General features: G+C 48.7%; 12 protein-coding genes. 3 read left to right on the top strand and 9 right to left on the bottom strand.

Going from position 1 to position 19,608, the window contains the following annotated elements; all coding sequences use genetic code 11:
• Positions 1 to 20 precede the first annotated feature (20 nt).
• From HJG54_RS19235 to HJG54_RS19200, 8 genes are all read right to left on the bottom strand, one after another.
• Positions 21 to 2,171 (bottom strand): alpha/beta fold hydrolase, encoded by a 2,151-nt coding sequence (locus tag HJG54_RS19235; RefSeq protein ID WP_316430736.1) that lies wholly within the window; start codon positions 2,169 to 2,171, stop codon positions 21 to 23.
• 108 nt (positions 2,172 to 2,279) lie between these two features.
• The gene (locus HJG54_RS19230) at positions 2,280 to 4,598 is read right to left on the bottom strand and encodes a hypothetical protein (protein ID WP_316430735.1); all 2,319 of its coding nucleotides are present in this window, start codon (positions 4,596 to 4,598) and stop codon (positions 2,280 to 2,282) included.
• 351 nt (positions 4,599 to 4,949) lie between these two features.
• Positions 4,950 to 6,341 carry a S8 family peptidase gene (locus HJG54_RS19225; protein WP_316430734.1) on the bottom strand — a complete coding sequence of 464 codons (1,392 nt, stop codon included), beginning with the start codon at positions 6,339 to 6,341 and terminating at the stop codon, positions 4,950 to 4,952.
• Positions 6,342 to 6,859: 518 nt separating this feature from the next.
• Positions 6,860 to 8,731: a S8 family serine peptidase gene (locus HJG54_RS19220; protein ID WP_316430733.1), complete on the bottom strand. Its 1,872-nt coding sequence runs from the start codon at positions 8,729 to 8,731 to the stop codon at positions 6,860 to 6,862.
• A 471-nt stretch (positions 8,732 to 9,202) separates the two neighbouring features.
• Complete coding sequence (locus tag HJG54_RS19215; protein ID WP_316430731.1) at positions 9,203 to 11,740, bottom strand: type I secretion system permease/ATPase; 2,538 nt, start codon at positions 11,738 to 11,740, stop codon at positions 9,203 to 9,205.
• Positions 11,710 to 12,549 (bottom strand): peptidylprolyl isomerase, encoded by an 840-nt coding sequence (locus HJG54_RS19210; RefSeq protein ID WP_316430730.1) that lies wholly within the window; start codon positions 12,547 to 12,549, stop codon positions 11,710 to 11,712. The genes HJG54_RS19215 and HJG54_RS19210 overlap by 31 nt, the downstream gene beginning before the upstream one ends.
• An 80-nt stretch (positions 12,550 to 12,629) precedes the next feature.
• Positions 12,630 to 12,878, bottom strand: coding sequence for a hypothetical protein (locus tag HJG54_RS19205; RefSeq protein WP_316430729.1), 249 nt, complete (start codon positions 12,876 to 12,878; stop codon positions 12,630 to 12,632).
• A gap of 196 nt (positions 12,879 to 13,074) precedes the next feature.
• On the bottom strand, positions 13,075 to 13,242 hold the full coding sequence (locus tag HJG54_RS19200) for a hypothetical protein (protein WP_316430728.1): 168 nt from the start codon (positions 13,240 to 13,242) through the stop codon (positions 13,075 to 13,077).
• A gap of 425 nt (positions 13,243 to 13,667) precedes the next feature.
• Between HJG54_RS19200 and HJG54_RS19195 the strand changes: the two genes are divergently transcribed.
• The 3 genes from HJG54_RS19195 (at position 13,668) to HJG54_RS19185 (ending at position 18,959) form a co-directional block, all read left to right on the top strand.
• The gene (locus HJG54_RS19195) at positions 13,668 to 14,936 is read left to right on the top strand and encodes an AAA-like domain-containing protein (protein WP_316430726.1); all 1,269 of its coding nucleotides are present in this window, start codon (positions 13,668 to 13,670) and stop codon (positions 14,934 to 14,936) included.
• Between the two features lie 78 nt (positions 14,937 to 15,014).
• On the top strand, positions 15,015 to 18,311 hold the full coding sequence (locus HJG54_RS19190) for an AAA-like domain-containing protein (RefSeq protein ID WP_316430725.1): 3,297 nt from the start codon (positions 15,015 to 15,017) through the stop codon (positions 18,309 to 18,311).
• Between the two features lie 84 nt (positions 18,312 to 18,395).
• The gene (locus HJG54_RS19185) at positions 18,396 to 18,959 is read left to right on the top strand and encodes a Uma2 family endonuclease (RefSeq protein WP_316435648.1); all 564 of its coding nucleotides are present in this window, start codon (positions 18,396 to 18,398) and stop codon (positions 18,957 to 18,959) included.
• Here HJG54_RS19185 and HJG54_RS19180 read toward each other — a convergent pair.
• On the bottom strand, positions 18,943 to 19,608 hold the full coding sequence (locus tag HJG54_RS19180) for a hypothetical protein (RefSeq protein ID WP_316430723.1): 666 nt from the start codon (positions 19,606 to 19,608) through the stop codon (positions 18,943 to 18,945). The genes HJG54_RS19185 and HJG54_RS19180 overlap by 17 nt on opposite strands.

Below are 19,608 nucleotides of genomic sequence, written 5' to 3'. Positions count from 1 at the left end.
AAAATTTGAAGTGAATGCTGTTAAGTCCAGGTTGTTTCTTCTCTACCGGAATTATCCACAACTCGTGTTAAACCTTCGATGTAAACCGGATTTCCAGTTGAACGCGGATGCCGACGATCCCTTTCGCTCCAATCATCTTTTTTGCCCGTCCAGTTGACTGATATGCTGCCCTCATGCGCAAAACCTGGTACTCGGATTGCGTGGCCCGGTACGGGTGTCAAACTTCTACCCAGATCGTTGTAATAGTTATCTTGATGGTTCGGTAACGTTAGACTAGGGAGTCTCAGGAATCCTTGATGCAATGCATCTGTGAAAGTATCGACAACACGACTATGGGGTCCAGTTAGACTTGCTCCTAAAGGAAACCTGACAACAAAAGAATTATGGGCAGTGGCAGCTTGGTCATTATTCCCCGGAATGCCGCCTAATCCTTGCGCACCGTTAGATGCAATGAATGCTAGTGAATTATTCGCTACATCTCGGAATGGTTTAGGCAGATCTCTTCTGCCTGTTCTTTCATCGAGATCAAACCGAACGGCTGGATCGAGCGCAACCAGATTTTTGACTTTGCCCGCACCGGATTCAACAAATTTTCGCCCAATCTCAGCACTGACATAAGAGCCAAAACTATGACCGATTAGGGTTGTTTTTTCAGGCTTAATGCCCAGTTTAACTAAGCGCTCCTGTGCCCATTCTGCAACAGGTGTAATGCGTCCAGCTGCAATGTCAGGGCGCAGCTCAAACGACTTTGCTAAACTACTCCAGTCGATTGCCAGCACTTGCGCACCCGATTTACTGGCTGCTTTGGCTAGCTCTCGAATACTAGCACTATCATCATCTCCATTCCAGCCATGAGTGACGACAATAGTTTCCTTGTTGGGATCAATGCCTTCATCCGTTTTACCGCTAGCATCATAACGATAGATACCCGCAGGTGCCTTATCAGCACGAATGCGGCCATCTAACTTGGTACTAGCAATTTCCAAATTATAGGGAGTTTTGGCATCGGAATTAGACGAAACTCGCACGAAATAGTCGCCTCGATCCAGTGGTTTTTCACCTAGAATTTGGCTCAAAGACTCTGGGGAGCTACCAGATTTGCGCGAACTTTCAATAATCTCCCCTGGATCAACCTGCTGATTCTGATTTTTATCTCGAATTAGTTCGATATTTGCATCAGCACTCAATCCTCTCAGGTTAATATTGACATTTGTGCGGTCGTTGACGCGAAATCGAACTAAGTCGTTCGCATCATACTCGCCACCGATTGAGCCTGAGCCACGGCGAGTTTGATCACTCAGATTACCCCAATTTTTTGCTGTACTGATTGTGCCGTCTGGATCAGTTTTTGGTATTTCTCCAACTTTGGGTTGATGTGAAGTTTGACTAGATTGATCAAGTTTTTCACCTCTCTGCTCAGATAGGTATTTCCTGACTCGCTCGGTTGCTTCTGCGGCGGTGATTTTGCCGTCTTGATTGGTGTCTAGTCCTTTGTTCCAGTTAAAAGCTTTTGTTCCCTGCCGTGCAATTACGCTATCGGATGGTTTACCAATTGATTTCGGATGAAAAACTGCCATGTAGGTGTCTTGCAGCGAACGCAATTTGCCGGCATAGGGCTGGAAATATTTCTCGACATAATCAAGCTGTTGCACCGCAGACATTTTAGATAACTGCTCTGTGGATGTGCCTAAACTGCGAGCTGTGCTGGGCAGAAATTGAATCAGCCCGGTTGCTCCACTCGTTTTGTTTTGAATTTTGGGACTGTAGGTGCCGCCCGTTTCAAATCCCATTATCGCCATTAGATACTCACCGGGTATCTTTAACCGCTGTCCAATCGCATCAACTTTATGCAAAAATTCTGAGCTGAGATGGGGTGAACGGCTGTCCTGTGTTGGTTTGGTCAGTCTACCAGCCTGTCTCCCTACACCAGTCGAGCGAATTCCTGCTTCCATCTCATCAGCACTATGCCAATTTGAGTTTTTGGTATGCGGTGATAGTTGCTCAGTAAATTCAGTTTCGTTAATCTGAATTGCAGCAGGACTCTCTAACCGACTTGGAGTTAGAACTGGCTCTAGTTGCGATGCATTCAGTGGAGAACTGTGGCGGGTTGTATCTAGTTGAGAACTGAGCGAGGAACTTTGATAATCAGCGAACTTTCTTTGTGTAACCATTGTTCTGTTTTCCTAAGTAATGAGATAAACAGAATGTTCCTTTAGAACAAAGACGAAATGAGGATTGATGTTTCACAGGCTTGAGCCGAACTTGTTAGGAAGCGTTTTCTAAAATGATTCTCTTAAATCATCACTATAGGCTTCACCTAATGCTTTTCCTTTTCTTCTAGCTTCATAAGGCTTATTGCTGCTTGGAGGTTGTTTGTTTGTCAAGTCTGGGAGGACATCTGTTCCTACCTCACGCCTTGCTCTTTCACTATCAATTGCTCTCTGGTGGTATGTGAACCATATGTCTTCAGCCCCTAGACCGGCAGCTTCACTTCCATGAATTGCTTCGATTCTTGGTACAAGATCAGAATTCGCTCTAAAGTGATCATGACTGCTAAGTCTGTACTTCATAACCAGATCAGGCAATACTTCAGCTGCCTCCTTTCCATAACGTGCTTCGAATGCGTCAAAGCTTGGATGGGATGCCCGCAGAAATGGAGTTGAAGGTCTTGCGACTCTTTGTGTCAACTCAGTCACATCACCACTTGCGAATCCATAATACGTTACCAATCCATCTCGATCTCCAGGAATTACACTTCCATTATTGGGATCTCTGAGAGAGTAGGTAATAAATACTCGCTCATCACTGCTATCTTTCATCGACCCTAAATCGACTGGGGGACGGTTTGGATCTGCTACAAAACCTTTAGGACCGTGCCAGCGTCCTGTTCTAGCGTCATAGCGGATATTGCTATCTCTACCTTCAGACAAGGGCGTACCATTAGAATCTCCGTTGTTAGAACTGCCACTTCCGCCACTTCCCCCTGTCCGGGGCGGTAATCTATCGTTGCCTAATCCGCCAGAACCACCCGGAGATGGACTGGGAGGCTCTGCTGAACCAGGAGAATTCAGACGGCTAGTTCGATCGCCTCTTCCACCACTACCAGCACTTGCTCTCGGTAAATCTACATTCGAACGACCACCAACACTAGCTAAAGCAGGTGTGAATTGATCCGGAGATTGAGATTGGTCAGCATGGCGAATAACAGATTGCGGCCCACCTCCACCAGCAACGCGAGTAGCAGGCTGAGTGCTGCCTTCCGAATGTACCAGACGACTCAAGCTAGTTCTGCCTCTACCTGAGCGCATTCCGACAAGGGCATCGAGACCTGCAAAAGCAAAATCTACGGCTGAAGGTTCTCCAGTTTCAGCATTGCCGCCCTGCATTTGTTGGAACAGATCGACATGGTTGTTAATCTGGTCCAATCGCTGAGAAAGGTGTTCGGCTCGATCGCTGGCGCGGGTGAAGCGCTCTAAACTGGTTGGTCGAACGCTATTGGGCGACTCCTGGAGACGCGGATCTCGTCCTGAGGCAGGGGTTTCCGGACGCTGTGAGGGACTAGTTCCGACGGTTTCAGGTTTGGGATTTGGACGAGGCGGTTGTTCTCTCGTTCCAGGTGGGGTGGGGTTGCCTTCAGGACGGCTAGGTTCAGACTTCTTGGGTGTGGTTGGACTAGGTTTAGGATCGGAGCGTCTCGGATCGGGTTTATTCACGGCTCCGCTTGGAGTTGGATCGGGTCGCCTCGCAGAACGTCTAGCGGGTGCGCCGATCGGATTCGAGTCTGGTCTACCGGATGGTTCGCGTCTCGGTGCGGCTGTAGGTGTTTCGGGTCTGCGAGCAGCAGGTTTGGGGGTGGGGGCCAGTCCAGGTGTTTCCCGTCTGGGGCTAGGTGCAAGGCCGGGTCGAGGCGGAGTGTTGGCCGTTCTTGTCGTTAAGCGGGTGGTGGTTCTGGCGGAACGAGCAGTTTTGGCGGCATCGGCAGCTTTGAGCGCCAGTTTAGCCCCATCTCCGACACCGGGAGCCGCACCGATAGCAGACATTGCCGCATTTTTGTAATCTCCCTCAGCGGCATACCAGCCTGCATTCACCAAGTCGGCTGCCGTACTGACCACAGGAATTGGCAGAGCACCAACTACATCCAGCGCGCCGTGGCCGATCTTTTTCCAATCCGCGTTCTTCGCTTTATCCTTGACACTATTCCATGCATTTTTCAAACTTAATCCAGCCGGACGCATACCAGAGAAATCGCTGTCAGTTCCCCAAATAGTATCGCTGCCCCAGGTTGCAGATTGATTCCAAACAGAAGCCTCTGGATTCCAAGTTGTATTCAACGCCTGTGTAAAATCCATGCTTGACGGCGGTGCTGTTGCTATACCGGCATCCATTAGGCTTGCTTGGTTGAAGCTTTCTGCAACGGGAATTCCTTGATAGGATGCTGATTTTTCCGACCGCAGATCAGTTGGCAGATCAGTTGAGCGACTCGATGTTAAAGCGGATTCTAATGAAGCAGAATCAAACACAGAAGCATAACGATTGGCATCAAGCTGTCCATTCAAGAAAGAACTCTGTTGTCTTGCAAAAGTTTTTTGCTCAAACATTATCTTCTCCTGTAAGATTATATGCTCTAAGAAATTTCTTTGCTGTATCTGTGATGAGTGCCTGACGCCTTCAAGTTAGACAACCACAGCACAGAAAACAGTTTGCTGAACTAGGTCCTGTTTTAAAGCTCTGATTTAGATCCCCCCTAGCCCCCCTTACAAAAGGCTATGGTGTCCACACAAGTCGAAGATCCCCCCTAACCCCCCTTACAAAAGGGGGGAACCGTAGGCGAAGCCTGGGCGAAGCACATACTAAAACTGGCTTGAAGTCTCCATCTACGCCGAAGGCGCATTCCGCAGGGGTTTAGGGGGATCGAAGGGCAGCAGCACCAAAGACTTTTAAAATATGCCCTAGGTTGTCGGAATCGAATTGGAGAAATTCCTCAGGGCTGATAACACCTCTCTACCGCTGAGATTGTTTTGACGCAGATTCGGGTTGCCTTGAGGCGTGACATTAGACGACTTGAAGGCATGCATACTCTCCGCCCGATCGATCGCGGCATTGGGATTCACCAGCCCGAAGCCAGTTTGATTGTCGCGTCCGGCTGGACCGAGATTGGTAGCTGTATTTTTGAGGATTTGTTCGAGCTGACGGTAATCGAGCTGCGGATTGCTGGCCCAAACATTCGAGGCCACTCCCGTAACTTGAGCCGCGGCTGGCGAAGTACCAATTTCAGAAATGCCCAGGCGGCTGCCCGGAGCCATCAAATCTAAACCACTGCCGTAGCTGGAATAGGGCGCACGGTTCAATCCTTCTGAGGCACCCACCACGATCATGTTGTCGTATTGTTTGGTAAGGGCATCCCAGGACGAACGATCAGCCGCCTGATTTCCGGCGGATACTACAACGGGAATGCCCAAATCGCGGGTGAGTTTGAGCGCTTCCTGCTCTTGGGCCGTGGGTTGAAATCGCGTTTGTCCGTTCGGATTGACCAAATCAAAGCTGAGATTAGCAATTCCCTTTTGCCCGGATGCTTTGACCGTATTGGCAAATTCCTTCAGCGCCTCGGCCCAATTGCCCCGCTCGCCCACCGATCGCAGCCAAGTCGGAGCCTGATCGTTGACGCTAGTGACGGTTTCTAGCATTTCGCCGCCATGACTACCGGGCGCAAATCCATCTCGTTCGATAATCCCGATCAGCGGCTGTTTGTTGGATGAGGTGCCGTTAGCAGGTCTGTTGTTGTTAGCATTCTGATTTGTACCTCCTGCGCTGTTCTGAATTGGTTGCAGATTCATATCAGTCCGCATACCAGAGAAGATTCCTTGATTCGGCTGGCGATTGGGTGGATTGCTGCCATTGCGAGTATCTCCCCGATTCAAATCATTGTCCCGCTGATTGCGGCGATTTCCGTTCGTGAAGACTCCCTGATTTCGACCTCTGCCGCCTCTGCCGCCTCTGCCTCCAGGATTGCGATTGTCGCCCAGATTCATCAGGCTAGAGACCAATTCTTGACCGGCTTGCACCATTTTGTTGAAGTTACCCCGATCCTTGGTGCCGGGACCGTTGATTTCCAAAACGGGCTGATTGTTTCGACCTGATGCGGATAACGCAATCCGGGTCCGATCCTGTCCAGCATTTGCTTCTAGATTCCAACGCTGGTCTCGCAAGGAACCACCATCCCTGAGACTGCTGGTATTCAAGCGCACGTCCACATTGGGTACATCAAACAGAGATTTGAGGTCTCGCTGATCAAATTGACCGTTGAGGGCCATATCCCGCTGTCTAGGTTTTGTCGCAACCATGAATCAATCTCCTTTGCATGACTAAACAATGTACGTGGAACAAATCGGTGATGGCATTGCTGAATGAGGTATGAACCGTGGAGTTGCTGTGTCTTTGATAGCCTCTTCTTAGATGCCCGTAGGGCTATAATCCCCCATGCTGGCGGACTTTGAACGATCCGGTTTCCTCTAGAATTAGGCAACGAACGGGGCAATTTATACTCCAATTCAGCAACGCCATCGTTTACTTCTGCTGCTATGTATTTCTGATGAATCTAGGAAGATGCACTATCTTAGTGCTCGGCAAATAGCTTCAGAAGTAGATTGGCAATGAATGTTCAATTCGCCAATTAACAGCTAAGTAGGTAGGCTAAACTAATTTTCGCTCCACAATGCCGGGTCTCGACTCCGCTCAACCCTCTGCTCCCCGAAACGTTGCGCATTGAGCGGAGTCGAAATGCGTCTTCTCAATAATTGCGCCCACCTACTTAGGTAAACACCATTGCCAATAGACATAATTAACAACTGCGAATCAAACTCTAAGCAATCACAGCTATATCTGCACGAGATAGCGCCGATTTGGGTGCTAGTTCGGCAAATAATGTTTGCTTACGCCCGCCAATTCCATCTGAGTCATAGAACAACTCGCCGTCTTTAGCATCATAGATAAACTGGGCTTGCTTACCTGTTGCCCGCGATCCAAGCGTGAATCGCTTTTTAGAGAGATCGCCAAGCTTCAACTTACCGCCGAATCCGCGAGCCGAAACCAGAATCTGGTCATCTTGCGAGGCTTTGAAATCGGCGATGCGATCGGCTCCTTTGCCTAGCGTATTGAAGACAAACCGATCTGCATCCAAACCACCGCGCAGCGTGTCTCTGCCTTCTCCACCTGCGAGCCAATCGCTGCCCAAACCCCCGATCAGACTATCATTATCAGCATCTCCAAACAGCCGATCGTCACCCAGATCGCCAACCAACAAATCGTCGCCAGTTCTGCCATGAAGCTCATCGTTGCCATCACTGCCGGATAGCTGGTTTTTGGCATTATTGCCTTGAATCAGGTTATCGAGACTGTTGCCGGTTCCGTTGCTCGCCTTGTTACCGTCTAAATCTAGATTCTCCAGGTTTTCACTCAGAGCATAGCTAGAAGTAGCCGTTACCTGATCTTTTCCACCATTCACTACCTCAACAATCACATCAGCGTTACTATCTACGAGATACAAGTCATCACCATCGCCGCCTGTCATCGCGTCATTACCAAGGCTGCCATTGATCGTATCGTTGCCCTTACCCCCAATTAGCGTATCATCGCCGCCATTACCAAGCAGCTCATCATTGCCGTCAAAACCAGCCATATAATCGTTTCCAACGGTACCAGCCAATCGATCGCCCTGAGTTGTGGGCAAAATGCCACCCGTTGCTTTGGTAGTCAAAATCCCTTCACCCAATCCGTACATATCAACGCGGCGATACACACCGTTCATCTGCTCGTCTTTTACCTCTACGCCCGTTGTCTTCAGCAAATTGGTCAGCTCCGGCACCGTCAGCTTGCGGTTCATCTCCCGCACGGCCAACTCTTGAGCCAGGGCAACGACACCAGTGATTTGAGGCGCGGCAAAGCTGGTGCCATTATTATCAGTTTTTGTGCCTCCGTTATATGTAGCACCTGTAATGTCAACACCAGGAGCAAGAATATCTGTCAGGAGTGGATGGCGCTGAGAAAAATCAGCAAGTTTATCACCTTTATCTACTGCTCCAACGCTAATCGTGTAGGGGGCTGCTGCGGTATTAATCACACCTGGCTTACCTTGAAAATTATTACCAGTTGCAGCAATTACGGGAATTCCTTTAGCGGCGAGTTGCTCAATCGGTTGAACATAATCAAAGCTTCTGTCCTCTTGACTGAAATCACCGCTACCAAATGACATGTTTACAGCAGTGACATTGAACTGAGCAGCATTAGCAAAAACCCAATCCAAGGCTTCTTTAATATCTTGTGCTGAGGCATCGCTACCATCGTCAGGAAAGACTTTCAGGTGGATGATATTAGTTCCCGGTGCGGTGGTAGCTGCAATGCTAGAAACAGCAGTTCCATGATTAATGAATTTATAAATTTCAGGATTAGGATCAGGATCAGGATGTTCGACTCCAGGATAAGTATCCGCATCTCCAGAAAAATCACCAGAAAACTTGGGGTCGTTAGGGTTTTTAGGTGCGCTGGGGTCATTGGGATATCTGAACCGATCAGCAACTTTATCTCCATTAGTATCGGGACCAAAGAGGGGATGGCTCAATTTAATTGCATCATCAATGATCACAATTGTCGAATTCTTCCCATCAATTCCAGAGAACAAGCTGCTAGAACGAAACTTATCGAGGTTGATTTGGGAAACCGATGGAGTCGTTGACATGATTGTATTCCTTTGGTAGATAAGTGTACTTTTGTTTGCCTTGGTGTTGACACCTGAGAGGATGTTTGAGAAGTATCAAATCGGCTGGATTGGCCCCCTAAATCCCCCAAAATTGGGGGACTTTTAAGTTCGGGTCCCTCAGAATTGTGAGGGCTAGGAGGGGCTGTTCGAGTAGCATTCAGAACGTGCAGAACATTCTCTTAGACAAACTTGCATCCTGTTGACATATAGTTCTGAGATTTTTGAGAGTATGCAAGTGTGAGAGATAAAGTTCTAGATTGATTAATTCTTTAATTTGAGAAAGAAAGGGATAGGTTATCAGGCTTCAGAGACGCAAAAGACTAGACATTTGGCTCTTCAAAGTCCCCCAATTTTGGGGGATTTAGGGGGCCAAAAACCTTGAACAGCAGCGAACTCGTCTATATGTCCATCTGTTTTACATTTCACTGCTGATATTCAATCCCTCATTCACTACACTGAAGCCTGCTGCTTCTGATACAGCGCCCAATATACACCCTTGCGTTCCAGCAATTCCTGATGGCGTCCCTGCTCCACAATCACGCCCTTCTCCAACACCAGAATCAAATCCGCCTGTCGTAGCGGAGCAAAGCGATGCGCAATCATGAGCACCGTGCGATTATTCGTAAATTGCCGTAGATGGTGCAGCACTTTCTGTTCGGTCTCGGCATCAAGAGCAGAAGTGGCCTCATCCAGAATCAAAATCGGCGCATCCGAGAGGAACAAGCGCGAAAGTGCCAGCCGCTGTCGTTGTCCACCGGATAAACCCGTGCCCCGTTCGCCGATGTGGGTTTGATAGCCTTTGGGCAGCTCGCTGATGAAGTCGTGGGCTGCTGCTAGACGAGCCGCTTGCATCACTTGCTCTAGCGTAATTTCGGAATTACTGAAGGTGATGTTGTCGAATACAGTCCCGTCAAACAAAAAGTCATCTTGCAGCACAATCCCCATTTGCTGACGCAGTGAGGTGAGATTCGCACCTTTGATGTCGAAATTATCTAGCAGAATTCGCCCTTTTTCCGGCTGATAGAGCCGTTGCAGCAGTTTCGATAATGTGCTTTTGCCAGAACCGCTGCGGCCAACAATGCCGACAAACATACCGGGTTCGATGGTGAAGGAAACCCCCTTCAGAGCAGGTTCAGGATTGGTGGGATAGCTGAAAACGACCTGATCAAAGGTGATTTGGCCTTTAGAGGGCTGGAGCACCAGTCCGGTTTCCGGTTCGGCTTCCGGGTCGGTATTGAGAATATCGCCAATCCGATCCACTGATAGCAACACCTGCTGGAAGTTTTGCCAGAGTTGCGCCAATCGCAGCAGTGGCCCAATCGCTCGTCCCGACAGCATCTGAAAGGCAACGAGCTGCCCCACCGTCAGATGTTGCTGGATGACTAGCGTCGCCCCAAACCAGAGCACCAGCAGTTCGGAAAGATTGGTGAGCAGATCGCCTAAATGACTGTTGATGTTAGAGAGAGTAGAAGCACGAAAGTTTTTGTTAACATAGCGGGCAAATAAACCTTCCCAGCGTTCGCGGGCGGGCAACTCGGCTGTGTGGGCTTTCAAGGCATGGATGCCGCTGATGGCTTCGACTAGAAATGCCTGCGAATCAGCTCGACGATTGAACGATTCATTTAACCAATCGCGCAACATGGGCGTGCCAAACCAAATCAAGGCAATGAAGAACGGTAGGATAACCAGACTAACACCCGTGAGTTTGATGCTATAGAACGCCATTAGCGCAATATAAACAACGACAAAGATACCGTCTAGTACAACCGTTAAGGCTGTACCAGTGAGAAACTGACGGATATTCTCCAATTCTTGCACACGGGCAATCGTGTCTCCCACCCGGCGCGACTCGAAGTAGGCAAGCGGCAGTTGCAGCAAATGGCGAAACATCTGGGCCGTCAAACTTAAGTCCAGTCTGCGAGCTGTGTGGGTGAAGGTGAACAGGCGCAACATGCCCAAACCGGCCTCAAAGAACGAGACAAACAGTAAGGCAATCGCCATCACATGCAGTGTAGACATACTGGCGTGAACAATCACCTTGTCGATAATCACCTGAGTAATCATCGGACTGGCTAAGCCTAACAGTTGCAAGGTTAAAGAGGCAATCAACACCTCGCTCAGCAGCCCGCGATAGCGCCAAACTGCGGGCAGGAACCATTTTAGGTTAAATTCCTCGGTTTTGGGCAGCAGTTCAATCGGCCAGAGTTCGCCATTCCAGTTGGCTTCTACAATTTCTTGCGGCAGACTCTCACAGGTTTTGCGCGGGTTGCTGGGATCGGCAACGATCAGTCGATTGCCGGCAAATTCATAGGCTAACACCCAATCCTGTTGTCGCCAGTGAATCAGGGCTGGAAAGCTGAGCTGCGGCAGATTGTCCCACTCGGTTTGAATATGCTGTAATCGCAGACCCAGTTTTTCGGCGGCATCCATTATGTCTTGCGGTGACTGGCCTTGCAGTTGAAGCTGCACCTGCTTCAGGGGGACAGGCGATTGCAGCACCTGTGTGGCGAGAGAGAAACAGGCGGCGGCTGTATTCAGATGAAACAGATAGGGATATTCGGAAACTGCATGGGGCAATCTCGGATCAAAGGGCTGATATTGCCAGCGCAATGCATCCCAATGTTCTCGAAGATCTGGAGAAGCCGCGTCATACCAATCAACCGAGCGCCAGAGCACCACAACCACTTCTTTGCTAGCCGCTCTTGCCTGCCAATGTCCGGCCAGTTCCAGCAAATCGCCAAACCAAGCTCCCGGTTCCAACAGGATTTTTTTGGCATCCGAGTTTTTGCCCGTCTTCTGGACTAATCGCACCTTACCCGACACTATAAATAAATGTCCGCCCGGATTGCAACTAGACCAAAGGACTTCGCCCAGCGCATGACGGCTGACTTGCGCCCGTTCCCGGAAGTAGAGCTGTTCCTTAAGCAGACTCAGCGGTGGTTCGTCCCACGGCAGATTTAGGGTGTAGATGTCTTGAGAGATAACCATTGTGTCACCTGCATTTTCACGTTCATTGTTGCCATTTCTTGACTCAACCATTCCTGGTAAATTTCGGCTTTGAGTTGCGCTTCTATTTCCCCTTCGAGTGCAGATGGCAAGATTGCTTCTAGGCGCAACAAATACCAGCGGTTTTGTAAATCAATAGGGCCAATTAAGCTGCCGGACTGGGGATTTTTATCGATTGCAATCCGAATCTCGTCGGGCAAGTCGCTGGGACTAACCGGCTCCATCTGGCCGCCGTGCATGCGGTTCTCGGCAATCGAATAGTCTTGAGCTAGCTGCTCAAAGGATTCACCGGCTTTGATCTGATCCCGCAATTCTTCTGCTAGTGTTTCTTGATCCACCACAATGCAGGAGAGCAGCACTTTATCCAGCTTTTGCTTATGTTTAATAAAATACTCGTGTAACCTGGGCCGGCTGATGTGATCAACCAGGTTTTGCCAGGTCTGGGTGCGGATAATTCGCTCTAAAAACTGTTCGTAGGCCAAATGATTATCCTCTAGCCATTGCTGAAGCTGTTCTACTGTGTAAATCTGATTGTCTTTGAGAAATTGCTCTAGATACTGAAATGGTTGTGATTCATAAATCTGATTATTTTCGAAACACTGTTCTAGATATTGTTCAATTGCTGCAACGGTTGGCTGTAAATCAGGCTCTTGTTTTAGCATCTGGGTAATCACATGCTGCCGCAAGATAGAGGCGAGAAAATTTTGGAAGGTGCCGTCGCTTTGCAGATAGCTTAACGCCTGTTCGAGGGAAACAGGTTCATCGTTGATCACTAGAAAGTTCGGTGACATAGAAGGCTGAATAGAGAAGGCTAAACAGAGAAGGCTAAACAGAGAAGGCTAAACAGAGTGACATTGAAGAAAAACTCAGCTCAGGCCGATTTTGAAATCACAGCTGGAATCTGCATAAATCGAATTTCAGGGGTCTGCTCTGACTTAAAAATGCCACGAATGTACAAAACACCGCGATAGCGAAGAATCACAAAGGTATGAGTTAGCAAATCTGCTTGTATTGGCTGTGATACAAGCTGTAATACAGTAGGCATTGCTTCTGAACCAGTTTCTGGCCTGTAGAAATCACGCTCATACTTGACGCCGCGATATCGAAGAGTTATTCGCATCTTCCTCTCCTCAGAATTGGCAGAATAAATTACACAGCATAGAAACTGTAACTAGCGGGTAGGACAACGCTATCCATCGTTGCTCTCAGGTGATGAACTACCTTACTCCTGCTCTGCATCGTTCTATCCTGAGGTAGTTCTGGCTCCAATTGCACTATGCAGTTTGGCGATGATTTTTGAGCACGAATTTTGAGCATTAGCGGGAACCACCCCCGCTGCAATTGACTGGCGGGCAATCAGCATAGACTTGCTCATCAAACGCTGGCTGCATCAGCAAGGGAGTCGTCTGGCCGATAGGCAGGATAGTTGCAGTCAGAACTGCCGTGGTCAACGTTGCTAGAAGTACATTTATGGATTGACGCATGGGGGGCTTCTCCTAGAAAAAATCGCGCCGAAACTAGGGGCAACTTGTCCCCGCAGGTAGGAATCAGATGAGAGAAAACTTGATTTGCTGGAAGGATGACCTAATTGGCTGACACTTTGCTTTTGCCTTCGGGCGGTTCTTTTGTCAGTCGATCAGCTTTCTAGACTCAGAATACTCAACGCTTTTACCAGGAGTCGAATCAATATAAATAGAGTTCGCCGCAGTTTGCAGGCTAGTCGCTGCATTTAATTGCAGAAATAGTTCGCGGCAGAAAGCTGACTATTTGCCGACGGTTTGCCGACGGTTCGCAGCAGTAATTCAACAAATCGCGGCAGAAACTGCATAGTTTAAATTCGCTTAGAACTACCCACATGTAAGGGAAGCCATTTCCCCCTGATGATCTAGAGTTGAAGCGGGATAAGACCATGAGCCAAAATCGCAAACGACGCAGTGTTCAACTGACCTCTGCCGGAATTCGGGTGATCGAAGACCAGATGAACCGAGCCAACCTACACGAAAAAGATGTCGCGATGGCGGCTGAGCTAGAAGTCACCACAATCCGGCGACTGCTCAAACAAGATCCGGTAGATCGCACCTCAGCCATTGCCATTGCCAAAGCCTTGAATCTCTCTTTGGCGGATATTGTCGATGATGAGACTCCCGTAGTTGAACAGGCAGGAGCAAGTCTAGAGGACCCGTTTTACGTGGAGCGAGCTTCACTGGAGGCCCAATGTCGAGTGGCCTTGACCAAACCCGGTGCCCTACTCCGGATCAGAGCGCCTCAGAAAATGGGTAAAACCTCCTTAATGGTGAGAATTCTGTCGCAGATGAGAAAGCAACCTCAGCCCTACCAAACAGCTATTCTCAGTTTTGAACTGGCAGACCAAGCCGCATTCACCAACCTAAAGAACTTTTCCAGATGGTTCTGTGCCGCAGTCAGCGCCGTATTAGCGATGGATAACCAACTTGAGCATTATTGGGAAGATATTTTGGCTTGCAATTTCAATACAACCAACTACTTTCAAAAATATTTACTCAGCAAAGTTACCACTCCCCTCGTCTTAGCACTCGACAACACCGATTTAGTATTTGAGCATGCTGCAATTGCTAACGATTTTTGCAGACTGCTGCGAACCTGGCATGATCAGGCGAGGCGGGGAGATCCGAATAGCCGCATCTGGCAGAAACTCCGCTTAGTCATTGTTCACGCGACTGAGGTATATGGGCCACTTGATATCAACGCTTCACCGCTGGCTGGAGTCGGGATGGTGATCGATTTGCCAGAATTTGATTCTGGACAAGCTCTGACCCTAGCCCGCCAACATGGATTGAATTGGACTACGGCTGAGATCGCCAAGTTGATGGACATCGTTGGGGGACATTGCTTTCTACTTCAGCAAGCCTTTGAAGCAATTCGCTATCGGGATCTGTCGGTTACTCAAGTCACCCATGAAGCCGCTACAGAAGCTGGAATCTACCGAAATCATTTGCGCTATCTGGCAAATATACTAGAGCAATCACCGGAATTGATGGAGATGTTTAAACAGGTAGTGATGGCCGAGCACAATATTTACCTAAAATCAGCTTCAGCATTCAAACTTCACGGCATGGGTTTGGTAACAATTGAAGGCAATAAAGTGAAACCACGCTGTTATCTCTATCGCGAATATTTTCGCAACTACTTCCGCACCTGAAATACGCACCAACCAAAACATTCACACAAACATCACCCCCACCCCCTACCCCCCACCCCCTACCCCCCACCCCTCACCATGACCCCCCAGCAGTCGTTTGAATATCAAGTCGGCGTCACCTTACCGCCGGATGCTCCCAGCTATGTGATGCGACAAGCTGATAAAGACCTTTATGAAGGTTTAAAGGCCGGAAAATTTTGCTATGTGCTGAATTCTCGACAGATGGGAAAGTCGAGTTTAGAAGTGCGGGTAAGGAAACAGCTAGAAGCCGAAGGGTTTGCCTGCGCTTTGGTGGATTTATCAAAAATTGGCACGAAAGAAGTAACCGCCGACAACTGGTATGCCACCTTAGCCAAGAGTTTGGCAGGCAGCTTTGGTTTAAAGTTTGACCTGACGGGTTGGTGGCAACAGCGGCAAATGTTCACCCCGTTGGATCGACTGAGCGACTTTATCGAAGAAGTGCTGCTAGCTCAGATTTCCAGCAACGTGGTCGTGGTGATCGATGAAATTGACACCGTGCTCAGTTTAGAATTTCCAACCGACGATTTCTTTGCCTTTATTCGCGCTTGCTACAATCAGCGCAATGTCAAATCGGTCTATCAGCGGTTAACGTTTGTGTTGATTGGTACGGCAACTCCTTCGGATCTGATTGCTGATCGCAACCGCACTCCGTTTAATTTGGGTCTAGCGATTGAATTAAATGGATTTCGCCTCGAAGAAGTGCAGCCTTTAGCCAAAGGGTTAGACGGACGCGCAGCGAATCCCCAAGCGGTGCTGCAAGCCATCCTGGAATGGACGGGAGGGCAACCCTTCTTGACGCAAAAGCTCTGCCGCCTGATTCTCGAAACTCAATTGTCAATTCCGGCCCAAACCGAACAAGCACAAGTCGAACAGTTGGTGCAGGCCAAGATTATTACCAACTGGGAATCACAAGATAATCCTGAACATTTGCGCACGATTAGTAATCGCATCAAGGAGCGCGAGGGAGCCACACGTTTACTGAATTTATATCAGCAAATTTTGAAGGAGGGGCAGATTCCGGCGGATGACAGCTTAGAGCAGGTAGAACTGCGGCTATCGGGTCTGGTAGTGAAGCAAGAGAGCGCTTTGCGGGTCTACAATCCCATCTACAAAGAGGTGTTTAACGAGCAATGGGTCCAGGATGCGCTGACCGAACTGCGACCTTACGAAGAGGCGATTGCTGAACGGTTGGGAGCCATTCGAGATGCAATTTTGTATAACAACGAGAATTGCGTCAGTTTACTACAACTCTACCAACGCATCCTTCAACAAGAGTCAGTTGCAGCCGATGATGATACGGATGCAAGATACTTGCTCTGGTTGGGGCTAGTCGAAGAACAGCAAGGACATCTCAGAGTCGCGAATCGAATTTATGCCAGTGTATTTAATCAAGAATGGGTAGAGCAGGAATTAGCTAAAGCAATTGAGCGTCGTGTCATCTGCAAACGCTATGAAGAAATCAAACGATTAGGATATGACAAATTTACTCAAACTTACTTAGTCAAAGATATCCATCAACCGCGTCAGAAATGGGGTGTTCTCAAGCAAATTACACCACCCGCCACCGATATTGATAGCTTTGGTAAAATTCGCAATCTGATTAACAGCAGCTTCAAGGAACTAGAAAAACTGAATGGTCACGATCAGATTCCTACTCTGCTGGCTTCGTTTGAAGAGGATGAAGAATTTTATGTTGTTCAAGAATATATCAAAGGCACTAATTTAGACGAGGAGTTTATACCAGGGCAGTGTTGGCCAGAACATCAGGTAATCGATCTGCTGATCGAGGTTCTCGAAATCTTGAAGTATGTACATCAGCAGAATTTGGCTCACCTTAATCTCAAGCCTGCTAACTTAATGCGCCGCCAAGATGGCAAGCTTGTGCTGATCGACTTTGGCATGTTTAAGCAAATCATTCCCAGCGTGCTGGATTCAGGAGCAGAAGCGGCTCAGGTTGGCTCTCCAGGCTATGTTCCACCGCAAAATGTAAAAAGCCAAACCAAGTTCTATCGCGACCTCTATGCGGTTGGCATGATTGGAATTCAGGCACTGACCGATACCCACCCCAAAGATTTTCCTCTGCATCCGCGCACGAAAGAAGTGATCTGGCTTTACACGCTGGCAGACCAACCAATGGCCCAGGTGAGTGACCAGTTAGCGGCAATCCTAACCAAAATGGTTCGCCATGATAATGCCGATCGCTATACTTCTGCCTCCGAGATCCTGAAAGATTTATATGATCTGAGGCGAACCCAGTCTCCTACTCGCTGGAAGCGGCTCACCAATAAACAGCAATGGCGCTGGCTCACCGATAAACGATTCCTGCTGGCAAGCTGCCTGGGTTTCTGTGTCAGTGCTGCCCTCACCGCCTCCTGGTTTACCCAAGTGAATCGCTGTCATGCGCTGACTAATTTAGAGCGGCTTGAAACAGGCGATGACCTGGTGCAGCGAGCCATTCAGGTCAAAGCTGCTTGCGATCGCATTCTGTTTATTCGACCCAACAATCCACCTGCCTTGAAGGAGCAAGGACGCGCCTCGCTCATCCTCTGGCAACATCATCAGGAGAAAGGCGAACAAGATGATGCCACTGCTAGCTTAGTGAACGCCAAGAATTCCTTGGCAGAGGCAATCAGACTCGATCGGGATGATCCACAATCGCATTTCTATTTGGGTCTTGTCCAGTATTTACGCGATGAAGACTATGCTGTTTCTTATCAAGATGCAATTACAGCTTATTTGTCTAACGCTAAATCCAATGCATCCCCAGAAGATTTTGTCATTTTGATGAAATTGGCGACATTCCTGATTGAAAAAGCAGACTATTCCCAGGCAGATTTCAATGACGCTGATGCCCTGTTCGAGCGAGCGCAACAGATTGACGCTAATTCTGCTAGCCGCCTCTATAATCACGGTTCTCTCTATGCTAGAGCTGGCAATTATCGAGAGGCAATCAACGTATTTGAGCGGGTAATTCAACGCCATCCGGAATACCGCACACATGCCTTGCGAAGTATGGGATTTGTCTATCTGCTGCTCGGAGAATCTGAAGCACAAACTGCCTGCAGGCAGTTTACTGAATTGCTGAAACAAAACAATTCAGCCCTGAATATCTCCTTCAAAAATCCGCGTATTGCAGATTACTTGTCACAATTTACTCAGAAAGCAGTGTCCCAAACCAATACCAGCAACCCCAATCCAGAGTCTTGTCAGCCTGATTCCTTCAACCGCGATGATTTGGCAGCCGACTTCGACGTAATTTTTCCAATGTTGCCGGTATATACCTGCAATCAACAGCCGGTGTTAGCGATTGCTGAACAGGCCGAACTCGATGCGAGGAGACGGTTATGTCGCTGAATGATTTAGCAAGTAATAGTAGATAAAAGTAGATAAAATGGGGAGGAGCAATGGAACAATCTTCATCATCCTGCGCCTACCATGATGACCAGTTTTATCCTCAATCTTGATCCAATTCTGCATCTGACGGACGCGCAGTTTGTTCAGCTCTGTCAGGCTAACCCTGATCTAAAATTTGAACGAAATCCTAAAGGAGAACTGATTATTGTGTCGCCTGTAGATGGGTTAGGTGGCCAGCAAGAAGCTGACTTGATTCGGCAAGTCGGAAACTGGAACGAGCAAACCGGACTAGGGGTAGTATTCAGCTCCTCCACGATTTTCAATTTGCCCAAGGGCGGAGATCGTTCGCCTGATGTTGCCTGGGTGGCGCTTGATCGCTGGAATGCCTTAACTCCAGAGCAACGAGCCGTTTTTCCACCCCTTTGTCCTGACTTTGTGATTGAACTGCGATCTCGAACTGACAAATTGCCTCCCCTACAAGAAAAGATGCAGGAGTATCTCAGAAGTGGTTTACGCTTGGGTTGGTTGATTAATCCACAAGATCATCAGGTTGAAATTTATCGTTCGGGGCAAGCGGTTGAAATCGTTGAGCTGCCTGCCCTGCTTTCTGGAGAAAATGTACTTCCCGGCTTCACGCTGCAACTGTAGCCGTGATCTCGTTCTGTATCCTGACTAGCTCACTAGAAGGCTTTGTCACCGCAAACGCTTCCTGCACTACATCAGCCCAGAGTTGGCGATCGGCAAAATAGTTGGCTCGCTGAAGGGCAATTTGCTCAGGCGTTGCGTCGCTGAATTGGGCTGTGAATTGGGCTGTTAGTTCTGCTAGATCGGCAGCAATTTGTTCGCGTTCTGGGGCGGCCATGATCCGGAAGGCCACTCTGGCAATCGGGACTTTGGCAAGGTTGTAAATAATCCATTCGTAGGTTCGTCCTGGCTGCAAAGTGGGTCCCGGATAGGCGATTGAGTGAGTGGTCGCAGTGACGACCTGACTCCAAACAGTTCCAGTGGCGGTAACTAGTTCAATCTGCCGAATGCTACCCTGCCAAACAAACAACGGTTGATCATGCCAAACTTCGGCGCGGCCTATTTGACCTGGGGCAATTGCATAGACCTGCTCGTCATTGCCGCGTGAGCCACCTGGAGGTCGGGACGCAGGAGGCGGGGCTTTGCCAAATATGGCAGTCCAGGTGATTTCTGGCGCTGGAGTAGAATCAAGCGGAGGACGTGATGGTGAAGAATTTAGCGATAAAGCTGCTAAAATTGTGCCAATCAAGGCAGCCCAGTTGAGTCTACGCAT

It is taken from the genome of Leptolyngbya sp. NK1-12, from assembly GCF_032598965.1.
Taxonomy (GTDB): domain Bacteria; phylum Cyanobacteriota; class Cyanobacteriia; order Elainellales; family Elainellaceae; genus Elainella.
Note: the sequence above shows the minus strand (reverse complement) of the source record. Positions and strands in the feature narration are given on the sequence as shown.

Bases quoted from the DNA above. Each gene is read 5' to 3' on its own strand.
- HJG54_RS19235 (WP_316430736.1), bottom strand. From the start codon at position 2,171: ATGGTTACACAAAGAAAGTTCGCTGATTATCAAAGTTCCTCGCTCAGT.
- HJG54_RS19230 (WP_316430735.1), bottom strand. From the start codon at position 4,598: ATGTTTGAGCAAAAAACTTTTGCAAGACAACAGAGTTCTTTCTTGAAT.
- HJG54_RS19225 (WP_316430734.1), bottom strand. From the start codon at position 6,341: ATGGTTGCGACAAAACCTAGACAGCGGGATATGGCCCTCAACGGTCAA.
- HJG54_RS19220 (WP_316430733.1), bottom strand. From the start codon at position 8,731: ATGTCAACGACTCCATCGGTTTCCCAAATCAACCTCGATAAGTTTCGT.
- HJG54_RS19215 (WP_316430731.1), bottom strand. From the start codon at position 11,740: ATGGTTATCTCTCAAGACATCTACACCCTAAATCTGCCGTGGGACGAA.
- HJG54_RS19210 (WP_316430730.1), bottom strand. From the start codon at position 12,549: ATGTCACCGAACTTTCTAGTGATCAACGATGAACCTGTTTCCCTCGAA.
- HJG54_RS19205 (WP_316430729.1), bottom strand. From the start codon at position 12,878: ATGCGAATAACTCTTCGATATCGCGGCGTCAAGTATGAGCGTGATTTC.
- HJG54_RS19200 (WP_316430728.1), bottom strand. From the start codon at position 13,242: ATGCGTCAATCCATAAATGTACTTCTAGCAACGTTGACCACGGCAGTT.
- HJG54_RS19195 (WP_316430726.1), top strand. From the start codon at position 13,668: ATGAGCCAAAATCGCAAACGACGCAGTGTTCAACTGACCTCTGCCGGA.
- HJG54_RS19190 (WP_316430725.1), top strand. From the start codon at position 15,015: ATGACCCCCCAGCAGTCGTTTGAATATCAAGTCGGCGTCACCTTACCG.
- HJG54_RS19185 (WP_316435648.1), top strand. From the start codon at position 18,396: ATGACCAGTTTTATCCTCAATCTTGATCCAATTCTGCATCTGACGGAC.
- HJG54_RS19180 (WP_316430723.1), bottom strand. From the start codon at position 19,608: ATGCGTAGACTCAACTGGGCTGCCTTGATTGGCACAATTTTAGCAGCT.